The organism is Streptomyces argenteolus, assembly GCF_042902585.1.
In the GTDB taxonomy this organism is placed as follows: Bacteria; Actinomycetota; Actinomycetes; order Streptomycetales; family Streptomycetaceae; genus Streptomyces; species Streptomyces argenteolus.
Genome location: NZ_JBIBEG010000011.1, coordinates 151,198 through 167,340, shown reverse-complemented (window position 1 = coordinate 167,340; position 16,143 = coordinate 151,198). Strand labels below are relative to the sequence as shown.

At 70.2% G+C, this 16,143-nt stretch carries 8 protein-coding genes; all 8 read left to right on the top strand.

Annotated elements, in window-relative coordinates:
* Position 1 precedes the first annotated feature (1 nt).
* The 8 genes from ACFY8O_RS30470 to ACFY8O_RS30435 all read left to right on the top strand — a co-directional run bounded on the left by ACFY8O_RS30470 (position 2) and on the right by ACFY8O_RS30435 (position 16,119).
* On the top strand, positions 2-9,250 hold the full coding sequence (locus ACFY8O_RS30470; protein WP_387908058.1) for an SDR family NAD(P)-dependent oxidoreductase: 9,249 nt from the start codon (positions 2-4) through the stop codon (positions 9,248-9,250).
* On the top strand, positions 9,247-10,623 hold the full coding sequence (locus ACFY8O_RS30465) for a PfaD family polyunsaturated fatty acid/polyketide biosynthesis protein (protein WP_387908055.1): 1,377 nt from the start codon (positions 9,247-9,249) through the stop codon (positions 10,621-10,623). The genes ACFY8O_RS30470 and ACFY8O_RS30465 overlap by 4 nt, the downstream gene beginning before the upstream one ends.
* 76 nt (positions 10,624-10,699) lie before the next feature.
* Positions 10,700-11,791, top strand: a complete 1,092-nt coding sequence (fabD, locus tag ACFY8O_RS30460; protein ID WP_387908052.1) for an ACP S-malonyltransferase — start codon at positions 10,700-10,702, stop codon at positions 11,789-11,791.
* A 38-nt stretch (positions 11,792-11,829) separates the two neighbouring features.
* Positions 11,830-13,089 carry a hydroxymethylglutaryl-CoA synthase family protein gene (locus ACFY8O_RS30455; protein WP_387908050.1) on the top strand — a complete coding sequence of 420 codons (1,260 nt, stop codon included), beginning with the start codon at positions 11,830-11,832 and terminating at the stop codon, positions 13,087-13,089.
* Positions 13,077-13,886: an enoyl-CoA hydratase/isomerase gene (locus tag ACFY8O_RS30450; protein ID WP_387908047.1), complete on the top strand. Its 810-nt coding sequence runs from the start codon at positions 13,077-13,079 to the stop codon at positions 13,884-13,886. The genes ACFY8O_RS30455 and ACFY8O_RS30450 overlap by 13 nt, the downstream gene beginning before the upstream one ends.
* A 2-nt stretch (positions 13,887-13,888) precedes the next feature.
* A complete protein-coding gene (locus ACFY8O_RS30445; protein ID WP_387908044.1) occupies positions 13,889-14,641 on the top strand; it encodes a polyketide synthase in 753 nt (250 codons plus the stop codon).
* A gap of 4 nt (positions 14,642-14,645) precedes the next feature.
* A complete protein-coding gene (locus ACFY8O_RS30440; protein ID WP_387908042.1) occupies positions 14,646-14,891 on the top strand; it encodes an acyl carrier protein in 246 nt (81 codons plus the stop codon).
* On the top strand, positions 14,872-16,119 hold the full coding sequence (locus ACFY8O_RS30435; protein ID WP_387908040.1) for a beta-ketoacyl synthase N-terminal-like domain-containing protein: 1,248 nt from the start codon (positions 14,872-14,874) through the stop codon (positions 16,117-16,119). Before ACFY8O_RS30440 ends, ACFY8O_RS30435 begins: the two co-directional genes overlap by 20 nt.
* Positions 16,120-16,143 lie beyond the last annotated feature (24 nt).

The window sequence follows — 16,143 nt, the reverse complement described above, 5'->3', positions numbered from 1 at the left end:
CATGCTCAACGACATTCAGCGCGAAGCCATCACGATGATGCCCGCGGGCACGCGAGTTCCCCTGCGCCACCTGTGTCAGGAGCCGGCCGAGCCGACGGGCCCGGCGGCGGGTCCGGCAGCCGGCCCCGCCGCGGGTGTGGACGAGGACCTGCTGCACCGCCTGCTGCTGGTGCAGTTGCAGAGTGCCGGACAGCTGTCCGGGGTGTCCGGCACCCCGGACACCCCGCTGCCCGGCGGCGGACTGCGGCGCTGGCTGGAGGAGTCCGTGCGCCGGCTGCGCGCGCACGGGCTCCTGGCCGGCTCCCCCGCCCAGTCGGGCCCGGCCACGTGGGCGCAATGGGACGACACAGGCGCCCGCTCGCGGGGCGACGCGTCGCTGCGAGCACAGTTCACGCTGCTCGATGCCACCGTGAGGGCGCTGCCTGCGATCCTGCGCGGTGAGGTGCTCGCCACCGACGTGATGTTCCCCGGCTCGTCGATGGAGCTGGTCGAGGGCATCTACCGGGACAACCCGGTCTCCGACTGCTTCAACGGGATCCTGGCGGACACCGCGGTCGCCGTGGTGCGGGAGATCGTGCGCGCCGACCCCGCCGCCCGCCTCCGCGTCCTGGAGATCGGCGCGGGCACCGGCGGCGGGAGCGTCGCCGTCCTCGAGCGGCTGGAGCCCTTCGCGGCGCACGTCGAGACCTACGCCTACACGGACCTGTCGCGGTCCTTCCTGATGTACGCGCAGGAGGAGTACGGGCCGCGCTACCCCTACCTGGACTACCGGTTGTTCGACGTCGAGGAACCGCTGGCCGCGCAGGGCATCGTGCCCGGCTCCTACGACCTCGTCCTGGCCACCAACGTCCTGCACGCCACGAAGGACATCCGCCGGACGCTGCGCAACGCCAAGGCGGCGCTCAAGCAGCACGGTGTCCTGCTCGCCAACGAGCTCTCCACCCACTCGCTCTTCACCCATCTGACGTTCGGGCTCCTCGATGGCTGGTGGCGCTACGAGGACGAGGAGCTGCGCATGCCGGGCGGTCCTGGGCTCGCCCCGGAATCCTGGGAAGAGGCGCTCGAGGACGAGGGTTTCGACTCCGTGTCCTTCCCGGCCCGGCGGCTGCACGGGCTGGGCTACCAGGTGATCGCCGCGGAAAGCGACGGTCTCGTCCGGCAGGTTGCCCGGCAGGCCGGGGCTCCGGCCGCGCGCGCGGTCGGCGCCGGCCCCGCCCGGCACCAGGACCCTGCGCCCGCCACCTCCGGCGAGGCGGCGGAACGGCACGTCCGGGACACCGTTTTCGACCAGCTGCGACTGTCGTTGAAGATCGACCGGACGCAGATAGCCGCGGACGACGCCTTCATGGACTACGGCGTCGACTCGATCATCGGTGTGCGGCTGATCCAGGAGATCAACCGTGCGCTCGGCACCGACCTGTCCACCACCGACCTCTTCGACCACGGTTCCGTCAGCCGGCTGACCCGGTACATCGTCGACCACGCCGACCCGGAAGGGCTTGCCGTCCCGCGTCCGGCAGAACCGGCGAGCGTACCCGAGGAGCGCACACCGCCCGCGCCCGCGCCCTACCCGACCGCGCCCCACCCGACCGCGCGGCCGGCCGCGGGGCGGACCGCCGCCGGCGCCCGGTCCCGCGAGCCCATCGCCGTCGTCGGCATGAGCGGCAGGTTCGGCGGCTCGGCCGACGTCGGGCAGCTGTGGGACCACCTCGCGCAGGGTCACGACCTCACCGAACCGGTCTCGCGCTGGGACCTGTCGCGCTTCTACCCGGCCGATGCGCAGAACTGCGAACGCGGCAGTTTCATCGACGGGATCGACCGCTTCGACCCGGCCTTCTTCAACATCTCCGGCGTCGAGGCGACCTATATGGACCCGCAGCAGCGGCTCTTCCTCGAGGAGTCGTGGAAAGCGCTGGAGGACGCCGGCCACGCGGGTTCCGACACCCAGGGCCGTCGCGTCGGCGTGTACGTCGGCTGCCAGGAGAGCGGGTACGCGCGGTTGTTCGGTGCCGAAGCGCCCCCGCAGTCCATGTGGGGCAACGCGCTGTCGGCGATGCCGGCGCGCATCTCGTACCACCTCGACCTCCAGGGCCCCGCGATCGCGGTCGACACGGCCTGCTCCAGCTCGCTCGTCGCCATCCACCTGGCCTGCCAGGGGCTGTGGGGCGGTGAGACCGAGATGGCCCTGGCCGGCGGCGTCTCCGTGCAGTGCACGCCGCAGTTCTACGCGCTGGCCGGCCGCGCCGGCATGCTCTCCGCGAGCGGTCGCTGCCACACCTTCGACGACCGGGCCGACGGCTTCGTGCCGGGCGAGGGCGTCGGAGTCCTCCTCCTCAAGCGGCTCAGCGACGCGCTCGCCGACGGCGACCACATCCGCGGCGTCATCAGCGGCTCGGGAATCAACCAGGACGGCGCGTCGAACGGGATCACCGCGCCGAGCGCCGCGTCCCAGGAGCGCCTGGAGGCTTCGGTCTACGACGCCTTCGGTATCCGCCCCGCCGACATCCAGATGATGGAGGCGCACGGCACGGGCACCAAGCTCGGCGATCCGATCGAGTACCAGGCGCTGCGACGGGCCTTCCGCCGGTACACGGACGAGCGGGACTACTGCGCCCTGGGCTCGATCAAGTCCAACCTCGGCCACACCGTCACCGCCGCCGGGGTCGCCGGAGCCATCAAGGTGCTGCTCTCGCTCGAGCACCGCAGCATCCCGCCCACGATCAACTTCGAGCAGCCGAACGCGCACATCGACATGTCCGACAGCCCTTTCTATGTGAACACCGTCAACCGCCCCTGGCCCGCCGGGAGCGACGGCACCCGACGTGCGGCGGTCAGTTCCTTCGGGGTCAGCGGGACGAACGCGCACCTGGTGTTCGAGGAAGCCCCGGGCGCGGTGCGCTCCTCCACGGCAGCCACCGCGCATCTCGTCACCCTGTCCGCGGTCACCGCCGGGCAACTCGTCGAGCAGGCCGAGCGCCTGATCGCACACTGCGAGCAGCGGCCCGAACTGGACCCCGGCGACATCGCCTTCACCCTCCTGCTCGGCCGCAAGCACCTCGCGCACCGGCTGGCCTGCGTCGTCCGCGACCGCGAGGAACTGGTCAGGAGCCTGCGCACCTGGCTCGACCACGGGCCCACCTCCCGCGTGTGCGCCGGCGAGGTCCCCGCCCAAGGGCTCGACGAGCGTGCCGCCCTGCGGAACCTGGGCAACGACTGCCTGCGGAAGGCCGCCACCGACCCGGCGGCCCGCCCCGAGCTGCTGTCGACCGTCGCGGACCTCTACGTGCAGGGCTACGCCCTGGACTACGCCGCCCTCTTCGCCGACGACCGCCGCACCCGCGTACCGCTGCCGACCTACCCGTTCGCCCGCGACCGCTACTGGGTGTCCGAACCGCCGGCGCCCGCCGCGGTGCGCCCCGGCCCTGCCGCGCCGCACCCGCTGGTGCACGAGGACGTCTCCGACTTCGGCGTCCGGCGCTACCGCACGCGGTTCACCGGCCAGGAGCACTTCCTCACCGACCACGTGGTCAAGGGACGCAAGGTGCTGCCGGGCGTCGCCTGCCTGGAGATGGCCCGGGCCGCCGCCGCCCTGACCCTGGGCACGCCCGAGACCGGTGGCGGCGCCGAAGGAATCGTGCTGCGCAACGTGGTGTGGGCCCGGCCCGTTGCGGTGGACGCCGACCCCGTCACCCTCGTGACGTCCCTGGTGCCGGGGGGCCCCGACGAGGCCGAGTACGAGATCAGCAGCACCCCGTCCCCGGCGCCCGGCGCCTTCCCGGTGGTGCACAGCCAGGGGCAGGTGGTGCGGAGGACCCTGGAGCCGGCCCAGCTCGACGTGCCTGCCCTCCGGGCCGCCTGCCGCCAGGGGGAGCTGACCGCGACCCAGCTGTACGAGGCCTACGCGGCCATCGGATTCAGCTACGGCCCCTCCCACCGCGGCCTGGAGCGCCTGCACGTCGGCCATGGGGAGGTCCTGGCCCGCCTGGTGCTGCCCCCGTCGGTGCGCGCCGCCCGCGACACGTTCGTCCTGCACCCGAGCCTGCTCGACGCCACCTTGCAGGCGTCCCTGGGCATCGGGCTCGCGACCGGGACGGCTGCGGCACTCGACGTGAGTGGCATGAAGCCCTCCCTGCCGTTCGCCCTGGACGAGCTGGAAGTGCTGGGCAGCTGCCCGGAGTCGCTGTGGGCCTGGATCCGGTCCAGCGCGGGCTCACCGGCGGACGGTGCGGTCGTGAAGCTCGACATCGACCTGTGCGACGACCAGGGACGGGTGTGCGTCCGGATCCGCGGCATGTCCTACCGCGTCCTGGGGGGCGAGGTGGGGGGGACCGGACCGGACGCGGCGTCCTGCGTCAGCTTCCTGCAGGTGTGGCGCGAAGCCGTCCCCGGCGGCCCGGACACCGAGCCGCAGGAGACGGTCGTGCTGCTGCCCGACCTGCCGGCCCTCGGCGAGCTCCTCCGCCGGCACGATCCCCGGACACGGCTGCTGCCGCTGACGTCCGCCGCACCCGGGATCGCGGAGCGGTACACCGATTACACCGTCCAAACCCTCGACCACCTGCGCCACTTGTTCGCCGCAGGACCACCGCAGGGGGTCCGCGTCCAGCTCGTCGTGCCCGACGAGAAGGCACTCGCCACCACGCGTGGCCTGGTCGGGCTGCTGAAGTCGGCGCAGGCCGAGGAGCCCGGCATGCTGCCGCAGGTCGTGCTCGTCGACGCGGCCGGGACCGCCGAGCAGATGATGTCCCGGGTCGTCGACGCCCGCCGGTATCCCGACGAGTCCTGCCTGCGGTTCCGGGCCGGCCGCGTCGAGGCCCTCGCCTGGCGCGAGGCCGAGGCGCCCGCAGGGGCCCGGGTGCCCTGGCGCAGCGGCGGGACCTACCTCGTCACGGGCGGGCTGGGCGGCATCGGCACGCTCGTCGCACGCGACATGGCCACCGGGGTGCGCGACGTCACGATCGTCCTGGCGGGCCGCTCCCCCCTGGGACCCGGGCAGGAGGCGGTCCTCGACGCCCTGCGCGGCCTGGGAGCCGACGCCCGCTACGCGCGGGTCGACGTCGCCGACGCCGCGGCCGTGCGGTCCCTGGTGGACGGCATCGTGCGGGAGCACGGCACCTTGCACGGCATCCTCCACGCGGCCGGAGTGCTGCGCGACGGCTTCGTCCGCGGCAAGACCGCCGAGGAGTGCCGCGCGGTGCTCGCGCCGAAGGTCGCCGGTCTGGTCAACCTGGACGAGGCCAGCAAGGACGTGCCGCTGGACTTCCTGCTGTCGTTCTCCGGCGCGGCCGGGGTGTTCGGCAACGCCGGGCAGAGCGACTACGCGGCTGCCAACGCCTTCCTGGACGCCTACACGTACCACCGGCGTCAGCTGGTCGACCGCGGTGAGCGCGCGGGAGCCTCGGTGTCCGTCGACTGGCCGCTGTGGGCCGAGGGCGGAATGCGGGTGGACCCCGCCACCGCGGCGATGATGAAGGACCGGCTGGGGATGGTGCCCCTGCCGACCACCGCGGGCATGGGCGCGCTGTACGCCGCTCTGGAGGCACCGCACAGCCAGGTCCTGGTCGTCGCGGGCGACGCCGACCGGATCAGGCGCACCGTGCTGGGCCGGCCGGCGGCGCCGCAGGCGTCCCGGCCCGCACTGCCGCGCTCGGCCGACGACCCCGGCCGCCCGGCCGCCGCCCGAACCTCCCCAGTGGCGGGCCCCGGCACCGAAAGGGTGCGTGACGCCCTGGTCGCCCACCTGCGGAGGGCACTGAGCGAGGTGATCCAGGTGCCCGGTCACCGGATCGACGCGGCGGCGCCCTTCGAGCGCTTCGGTATCGACTCGGTGCTGGCCCTGTCGGTGACCAACCGGCTGGAGGCCGATTTCGGCTCGTTGTCGAAGACGCTCTTCTTCGAGCACCAGAACCTGGAGGAGCTGAGCGGCTACTTCCTGCGCGCCCACGCGGACACGGTCCGGGAGGTGGTCGGCATCCACGGCGAGCCCGCCGGGCCGCCCGCACCCGAGGAGGCCGGCCCGGTCACCGTCACCCCGTCCGCGGCGCCGCTCGCGGTGCCGAATCCGGCCGCGCACCAGCCCCCCGCGCAGCGCGAGGACGCGATCGCCGTGATCGGACTCGCCGGCCGCTACCCCGGCGCCCCGGACCTGGACGGGTTCTGGGAGAACCTGGTCGCAGGACGGGACGGCGTGACGGAGGTGCCCCAGGACCGCTGGGAGCACGGCCTCTACTACGACGCCGACCGGAACACGGTGGGCAGGACCCCCACCAACTGGGGAGGGTTCCTCGAAGGGGTGGCCGACTTCGACGCCCGCTTCTTCAACGTCTCACCGCGCGAAGCCGCGATCATGGATCCGCAGACGCGGCTGTTCCTGGAGTGCGTCTGGACCTTGCTGGAGAGCTCCGGCTACCCCCGCGCCCGGCTGCGCGACGGGCACGGCAGCCAGGTCGGCGTCTACGTCGGCGCGATGTACCAGCACTACCAGCTGCTGGCGTCCGACAGCGTCCACGAGTCCGTCACCTCGGTGATGAGCCACAGCGCCATCGCCAACCGGGTCTCGCACTTCTTCGACCTGCAGGGGCCGAGCCTCGCGATCGACACCACCTGCTCCTCGTCGCTGGTCGCGATCCACATGGCGTGCGAGGAACTGCGCCGGGGCGGCAGCGAGATGATGATCGCCGGTGGCGTCAATCTCTCCCTGCACCCCAAGAAGTACCTGGGGCTGAGCCTGACCGGCCTCACGGGCAGCCAACCCGACAGCCGCGCACTGCTGGACGGGGACGGCTTCATCCCCGCGGAGGGCGTCGGCGCCGTACTGCTGAAGCCGTTGTCCCGCGCCGTCCGCGACGGGGACGAGATCCTCGCCGTCATCCGGTCGAGCGCGACCAACCACAAGGGCCGCACCAGCGGCCCCATGGTGCCCAGCCCGGGCCGCCAGGAGCAGTTGATCCAGCAGAACCTGGAGCGGGCGGGCATCCACCCGCGCACCGTCAGCTACGTCGAGGCGTCGGCCAACGGCTCGCAGATCGGCGACGCCATCGAGTTCGCGGCACTGCGGGACGCCTTCGCCGAGCACACCCGGGACGAGCGGTTCTGCGCGGTCGGAACGGTCAAGTCCACCCTGGGCAACCTCGAAGCGGCCTCGGGCATCGCCCAGCTGAGCAAGGTCGTCCTGCAACTCGGCCACCGCCGACTGGTCCCGTTCGTCGGGGCGGGCCGGCTCAATCCGGGTGTGGAGCTGGAAGGCACCGCGTTCTATCTGCCGCAGGAGGCGGAGCCTTGGCTCCGCCCCGTGGTGAACCTCGACGGCCAGGAGCGGGAGTACCCGCTGCGCGCGACCATCCACTCCTTCGGAGCAGGCGGTTCGAACGCCCATCTCGTCGTGGAGGAGTACGTGGCCGAACCCGTGGCCGGGGACGCCGCCGCCCTGTCGTCCCCGGACGCCGGCCCCCAGGTCGTGGTTTTGTCCGCCCCCACCGAGGACCGGTTGCGGGCGGTCGCCGGCCGGCTGCTGGAGTTCCTGCCCGCCCACACGGACCTGTCCCTGGCGGACCTCGCCCACACCCTGCAGTGCGGGCGTGAGGCCATGGACCGCCGGCTGGCACTCGTGGCGGGCGACCTCAAGGAGCTCGAAGCGGCCCTCGCCCACTACCTCGACGGCTCAGCGGAGACCGCCCCCGTACCGCTGTTCACCGGCACGGCCGGACGCGACGACTCGGACCTCGACCTGCTGCTCAGCGGTCCGGCCGGTGACACGCTGGTCCGCGAGCTGCTGGCCGAGAACCACCTCGAGAAGCTGGCCCTGCTGTGGGCGCGGGGCGGAAGGGTGCCCTGGGGGTCGGTGCCGCGCGGCGGCCACCCCCGGCGGATGCTGCGGACGCTGCCGCCCTACCCCTTCGACAGGCAGCGGCACTGGGTGCCCCTGCCCCCGGAAGGGACACCCCGGCCCCCGGCACCGGAGACCACGACCGCCCGCACCGCTCCGGCGGCGGCCACCGCCGTGCCGGCTGTGGCTGAGGCTCCGGCCCCCGCAGCCGCGGCCCGGATCACGGCCGTCGTCGCCGAGTTGCTGGGCATGCGGACGGACGACCTCGACCTCACGACACCGCTGGAGGATCTGGGCTTCAGCTCGATCCACGCCACTCAGCTGCTCCAGGTGCTGCAGGCCGAGGTCGACCCCACGGCCGACCTCGGCGCGCTCACCGAGTGCCGGTCGACACGGGACCTGCTGCGCCGCTTCGGGTCCCGGGCCGCCCTGCCGGGCGCCACCGGCCCCACGTCGGCCGGCGCGGTGCACATCCCGGAGATCGTGCACCTCAACGCCGTCCACATGGGGCGCCCGGTCTTCTGGTTCCACGGCGGACTGGGCGGCGTGGAGGTGTACACGGCGATCACCGACAGCATCGAGCGGCCCTTCTACGGGGTCCAGGCCCGCGGCTGGATGACGCACAGCGATCCGCTGCACGGGATCCCGGCGCTGGCGGCGCACTACGCGCAGATCATCCGCAGGGTCCAGCCCGAAGGGCCCTACGACCTCGGCGGCTACTCGTTCGGCGGCCTACTGGCCTACGAGGTCACGCGGCTGCTCCAGGAGCAGGGGGAGACGGTCGAGAGCATCGTCATGGTGGACACCTACGACGACAGCGTGGGAGATGTGACCATGTCCCGCACGGACATGCTGCTGCAGCAGGTCAACGCCCTGCTCTTCGCGGCGTCCAAGCCGGCTCCGGAGGACTTCGCCACCACCTTGATACCCGGCCGTGCGGTCGACTGGGACCAGGACGAGGACGGTCTGCTCGACCAGATGCTCACGCTGGCCGAGCAGCGCGGTCTCAAGGGGGATCCGGAACTGCTGCGCGACCGGGTGCTGCGCAACCTGCGTGTCCAGGAGGGCTACGGCCTGCTGGACTACGACATCGTCCCGCTTCCCCGGCCGGAGTCGGTCACCTGCTTCTACTTCCGCAACCGGAGCGGCCTGTTCTACGGGGAGATGGAGCCGCTGTTCTCCACACAGGAGGACGGCGCGGCGCTGGACCACACCGTCTACTGGGAACAGTGGCAGCGGCACCTGCCCCACTTCCACCAGGTCGACGTGGAAGCCGCGAACCACTTCGTGATGCTCGGCGACCCGGCGGCCCTCACCACGGTGCGTTCCTTCTGCAAGCTGTTCTATACCGCCCGGCGCGACAGGCGGCTGCCGGTGGCGAAGGCGTGGGCCACCCGCCACCAGAAGGCGCAGGCCGCCAAGTGAGCGCGGTGGCGGAACACGGGGAGACCGACGCGGGGCGGTTGGGCAGTGCGTCCTTCCGCCGCGACTTCGGCGTCGACTACGCCTATCTGTCGGGCTCGATGTACCGCGGTATCGCCTCGAAGGAGCTGGTGGTCGCCATGGGGCGGGCAGGCTGCCTTGGATTTCTGGGCGCCGCCGGCCTGAACCCCGCCCGGGTGACGGACGACATCGCCCACATCCGCCGCCGCCTGGAGCCCCGTCGGCCCTTCGGCGTCAACCTGCTGTGCGACCTCCAGCACCCGGAACGGGAGACGGCCATCGTCGAGATGCTCCTCGCCCACGGAGTGCGCGTCGTCGAGGCCTCGGCCTTCATCAAGGTCACCCCGGCCCTGGTCCTGTTCCATCTGTCGGGGCTGCGGTCCCGGCCGGACGGCGGGACCGCCCGTGACACGCGGATCGTCGCCAAGGTCTCGCGGCCCGAGGTGGCCCGCGCCTTCATGCAGCCCGCGCCGCAGGAGATGGTCGCGCGACTGGTGGCGGAGGGACGGGTCACGCGCGAGCAGGCCGAGCTGGCCCGGGGGGTCCCGGTGGCACAGGACCTCACCGTAGAAGCGGATTCCGGGGGCCACACCGACCGCGGGGTCTCCACCGTGCTGCTGCCCTCCCTGCAGAGCCTGCGGAAGCGCATGACCCGGGAGTTCGAGTACACCGACGAGATCCGTATGGGGCTCGCCGGGGGCATCGGGACGCCGCACGCGGTCGCCGGCGCCTTCGCCATGGGTGCCGACTTCGTCATGACCGGTTCCATCAACCAGTGCACGGTCGAGGCGGGCATCAGCGACGCGGTGAAGGACCGGCTTCAGACCATCGACGTCCAGGACACCGACTACTGCCCCGCAGGCGACATGTTCGAGATCGGTGCCCTGGTCCAGGTGCTGAAGAAGGGCGTGCTGTTCCCCGCCCGCGCGAACCGGCTGCACGCGCTGTACAAGACCTACGACTCGTGGGAGGAGATCCCGCAGGGCACGCGCCGGCAGATCCAGGACACCTACTTCAAGAGGAGTGTCGACGAGGTCTGGCGCGAAACCTGTGAGCACCTGCGGAAGACGGGCCGCGAGTCGGAGATCGAGCGGGCCGAGCGCAGTCCGAAACGCCACATGGCGCTTATATTCCGCTGGTACTACGGCTACACGAGCCGCCTCTCGTTCCTGGAGACCGACCTGGACCGGGCAAATGTGCAGATTCACACGGGGCCTGCGCTGGGGGCCTTCAACCAATGGGCGCGAGGAACTCCGCTGGAAAGCTGGAGAAATCGGCATCCGGACCGGATGGCGATGGAGCTGATGCGCGAGGCTTCCTCGATTCTCTTGGAATGCGGAGGGACTTCGGCGTAGGTTCTCTGGCAGGGTGTAGGCGACACGGTCGTGTTCGTCGCGAAGATCTGTGTAAGACGACGAGAAAGGATTTCCCATGCTGACCTACGTCTTCCCCGGGCAGGGGGCGCAGCGGAAGGGAATGGGTTCCTCCCTGTTCGACGAATTCAAGGAGCTCACCCGCTCGGCCGACTCGGTCCTGGGCTACTCCATCAAGGAGCTCTGCCTGGAGGATCCGGACAAACTGCTCGACCAGACGCAGTACACCCAGCCCGCGATGTACGTCGTCAACGCCCTCTCCTATTACCAGAAGCTGCGTGAGACCGGACGGGTCCCGGACTTCGCCGCAGGTCACAGCCTGGGCGAGTACAACGCGCTGCTGGCGGCCGAGGTCTTCGACTTCGAGACGGGCCTGCTGCTGGTGCGCAAGCGCGGGGAGCTGATGGGCCGCGCGTCGGGCGGCGGGATGGCCGCCGTGCTGAACGCCTCGGAGGCCGAGATCCGGACCATCCTCGCGGAGAACGGGCTCGGATCCGTCGACCTGGCCAATTTCAACACGCCGTCGCAGATCGTGCTGTCCGGCCGAGCCGAGGACATCGTGGCCGCGAGGCCGCTGTTCCAGACCGGAAACCACCTGTACGTACCGCTCAGGACGAGCGGGGCTTTCCACTCCCGGTACATGGAGCCGGCCCGCGCCGAGTTCGCCGCGTTCCTGGACGGAATAAAATTCTCTGAACCGCGCATACCGGTGGTCTCCAATGTCACCGCGAGGGTGTACGAGGACCATCTCGCCAAGGAGTCCCTGGCGCAGCAGATGGTCAATGCCGTGCGGTGGTCCGACACCGTGGAGCACCTGCTCGAGCATTCTGGTATGGAATTCGAAGAAATCGGTCACGGTAATGTGCTCACGAAATTGCTGAGCAAGATCCGCCGCGAACTCGCGACCGAGAAGAGGACTCCGCCGACTGCCGCGCGCACGTCGAGCGAGAATCCTCTGGAACTGGTCCGGAAGTGGAATGAGCGGTATGCGATCGGCTCGCGCTTCCGGTCGACCACCGGCAATTACGGCTACCTGGAGACCGCCACTGCGGCAAGTGTCCTCTTCGGCCACCGGGCCGCCGTCTACATGCACGGCTACCGGGGATATTTCGACCTCCAAGAGCTGGAGCCGGTCCCAGCCGCGCAGTGAACCGGACCGAACCGACCAGAAGCCCCCTAGGAGACCTGATGACGACCGTGGGAATCGAAGCACTCAACATCTTCGCCGGCACCTGCTATCTCGACGTGGAGAAGCTGGCGAACCATCGCGGACTCGACACCGCGAGGTTCGCCAACCTCCTCATGAAGGAGAAGACCGTCGCGCTGCCCTACGAGGATCCGGTGACGTTCGGTGTCAACGCGGCCAAGCCCCTCATCGACGCCCTGTCGCCCGAGGAACGGGATTCCATCGAGCTGGTCATCACCGCGACCGAGTCCGCGTTCGACTTCGGCAAGTCGATGAGCACGTACTTCCACGACCTGCTCGGGCTGAACCGCAACTGCCGCCTCTTCGAGATCAAGAACGCGTGCTACTCGGGCGTCGCGGCGCTGCAGACGGCGGCCAACTTCATCCTGTCGGGGACCTCGCCGGGGGCGAAAGCCCTGGTGATCGCCACCGACATCACGCGCTTCATGGTCGCGGACGGCGGCGACGCGCTCTCCGAGGACTGGTCGTTCGCCGAGCCGAGCGGCGGCGCCGGCGCCGTGGCGATGATCATCAGTGACACCCCGCACGTCTTCCAGATCGATGTCGGCGCGAGCGGCTACTACGGCTACGAGGTGATGGACACCTGCCGCCCCCTGCCCGACAGTGAAGCGGGTAACGCGGACCTGTCCCTGCTGTCCTATCTTGACTGCTGCGAGAACTCCTTCCGCGAGTACCAGCGGCGCGTGGGGGACGTGGACCTCGTGTCGACCTTCGGCTACCTCGCCTTCCACACGCCCTTCGGCGGAATGATCAAGGGGGCGCACCGCAACCTGATGCGCAAGATAGCCAAGGCGCGTCCGGCGGCCATCGAGGAGGACTTCCAGCGGCGCATGCACCCCGGCCTGACCTACTGCCAGCGCGTCGGCAACGTCATGGGTGCGACCACGATGCTGTCGCTGGCCAGCACCATCGACAACGCGGACTTCTCCAGCCCTCAGCGCATCGGTGTCTTCTCGTACGGCTCAGGATGCTGCTCCGAGTTCTTCAGCGGTGTGTCCCGCCAGGAGAGCCAGGACCGCACCCGCGGCCTCGGAATGGAGAAGCACCTCGATTCCCGCTACGAGTTGACGATGCCGGAGTACGACGCGCTGCTGCGGGCCAACCACGCGGTGAAGTTCGGTACCCGCAACACCGTCCTGAACACCGACGTCATCCCGCACGCCCGCACCGCGCTCGGCAGGGAACTGCTCTTCCTGAAGAAGATCGACGAGTTCCACCGGGAGTACCAGTGGGTTTCCTGAACCCGGCGCGGTACGACACCGTCAACGTCCGCTTCGAGAACGAGATCTGCTACCTGCAGCTGCACCGGCCGGAAGCGGGCAACACCATCAGCACCCGCCTGGTCCAGGAGTGCACCGAGGTGGTGCGCTTCGCCGAGGAACACGCCAAGATCCTCGTCCTGGAAGGCCTGCCCGAGGTGTTCTGCTGGGGTGCCGACTTCGGAGAGATCGCAGCAGAGGACGGCCACAGGCAAGGGGACGGGGGCGGCATCGGCGGGGACGGGCGATCACCGGCGGCTGACCTGTACGACCTGTGGCTCGGGCTGGCCTTCGGATCCTTCGTCTCCGTGGCCCACGTGCGCGGCAAGGTCAACGCCGGAGGCGTGGGGTTCGTGGCCGCGTGCGACATCGTGCTGTGCGCGGACACCGTGACGTTCAGCCTGTCCGAGCTGCTCTTCGGCCTGATGCCGGCCTGTGTCCTGCCCTTCCTGATCCGGAAGGTCGGCCTGACCAAGGCGAACTTCATCACGCTGATGACCCAGCCGTTCACCGCCGGACAGGCCGTGGCCTGGCACCTCGTCGACGCCAGCGCGGACAACAGCGACAACCTGCTGCGCCGGCATCTCCTGCGGCTGCGCTATCTCCCCAAGACAGGAGTGGCCCGCTACAAGAATTACCTGCGCGAGCTCGACGACGTCCTGATCCCCTCCCGGGACAAGGCCGTCGCGGCCAACCAGGAGGTGTTCTCGGACAAGGAGAACCTGCGCAAGATCGAGCGCTATGTGACCACCGGGCAGTTCCCCTGGGAGGGAGAGTAGACATGCAGAATCCACCCGTGGAATACCGGGAGATCACCCCCTCCGTCGTCCAGATCACGATGCAGGACACGGTCCACAAGAACACCTTCTCCGATCAGCTCATCACCGGCCTCCAGGACGCTTTCGCGCAGGTGGGGGCGAACGACCGGTGCAAAGCCGTCGTGCTGACCGGCTACGGCAACTACTTCGCCAGTGGCGGTACCAAGGAGAGCCTGCTGCTGATCCAGGAGCGGCGCATCAGTTTCACCGATGCCGACATCTACGGCCTGGCCCTGGACTGCCCCGTCCCCGTCATCGCCGCGATGCAGGGCCACGGCATCGGCGGGGGCTTCGCCATGGGGATGTTCGCCGACTTCGTGATCCTCAGCCAGGAGAGCATCTACACCACGAACTTCATGAAGTACGGGTTCACCCCCGGCATGGGGGCGACCCTGGTCCTGCCCAGGAAGCTGGGCTCCAGCCTGGCAGGAGAGATGCTGCTCTCGGCGAAGACCTACTACGGGCACGAACTGAAGCAGCGGGGCGTCCCCTTCCCGGTCCTGCCACGCGCCGAGGTTCTGCCCCACGCCCTCGAACTGGCCGAGAGCCTCGCCGAGAAACCCAGGATCTCCCTGGTCACCCTCAAGAGCCATCTCGTGTCCGAACTCCGCGCCGAACTCCCGCACTACATCGAGCGCGAGGTGGCCATGCATGCGAAGACCTTCCACCAGCCCGAGGTCCGGGCCCTCATCACGTCCCACTACACAGGAGGCTGACCACATGCCGGAATCCCGCGTCTTCGACTTGATCGTGGAGCACGTCCGCGAGGTGGTCCCCGAACTCGAGGACCACCGTTTCCAGCCCTCCGACTCACTGCGCGACCTGGGGGCCAATTCCATCGACCGGGCCGAGATCATCATCATGACCCTGGAAGCGCTGTCGGTACGCATCCCCCTGGTCGAGCTGGCGGATGCCAAGAACATAGGCGAACTGGCGGATCTCATCCATGACAAGTCCGCGGTCTGACAACCGCGATGTCGTCGTCACGGGCCTCGGCGTCACCACCGCGGTGGGGCAGGGCAAGGACGACTTCATCGCAGCGCTTCTCGACGGCCGCCATGCCTTCGGCGTCATGCAGCGCCCGGGGCGACAGGTGCCGGCCGGTTCAGCCGACGACACCGCGGCCTTCCTGGGCGCCGAGATGGGGGAGCCGGTCCTGCCCGGGAGCATGACGACGCGCACCCTGCGTACCGCGTCGCTCTCCGCCAAGGCAGCACTGACCACCCTGCACGAGGCGTGGCACGAGGCCGGGCTGGACGCTGCCGATCCGTCCCGCATCGGCCTGGTGGTCGGCGGATCCAACGTGCAGCAGCGCGAGTTGACCCTGCTGCACGCCCGCCACGCGGACCGGCCCGAGTTCCTGCGCCCGACGTACGGCATGGGCTTCATGGATTCGGACCTGTGCGGGTTCTGCACCGAGCAGTTCCCGATCCGGGGCTTCGCCCACACCCTCGGCGGCGCTTCGGCCAGCGGTCTGCTCGCGGTGCTCCAAGCCGTGCGGGCGGTGCAGTCCGGCCAGGTCGACGTCTGCATCGCCCTGGGCGCGCTCATGGACCTGTCGTACTGGGAATGTCTGGCGTTCCGGGCCATGGGCGCCATGGGATCCCACCGCTGGGCCGATGATCCGGCCGCGGCCTGTCGCCCCTTCGACCGGAACCACGACGGCTTCGTCTTCGGCGAGGCATGCGCCGCGATCGTGGTGGAGCGGCTGGACGGGCGCCGGCATCCGACGCCGTACGCACAGTTCCGCGGCGGAGCCACGGCGATGGACGGCACCCGTAATCCGCACCCGTCACTGGAGGGAGAGGTGGCTGTCGTCGAGGGCGCACTGCGGGAAGCCGGCATGCCTGCGTCCGCCGTCGACTACGTGAACCCGCACGGCACCGGATCGCCCACCGGGGACGCGGTCGAACTGCAGGCGCTGGCGCGCTGCGGGCTCACCCACGCCCGTATCAACGCGACCAAGTCGATCACCGGGCACGGGCTCGCCGCGGCCGGTGCCGTGGAGGTGGTGGCCACACTCCTCCAGATGCGGGAGCAGAAGCTGCATCCGACCCGCAATCTGGACGATCCGCTGGACGCCGCCTTCCCCTGGGTGCGGGACAAGGCGGAGGACCACGCGATCCGCACGGCTGTCAGCCTGAGCATGGGCTTCGGCGGCATCAGCTCGGCGATCTGCCTCGAACAATGGTGACGGCGAGCGCGGGGCGGAGCCACG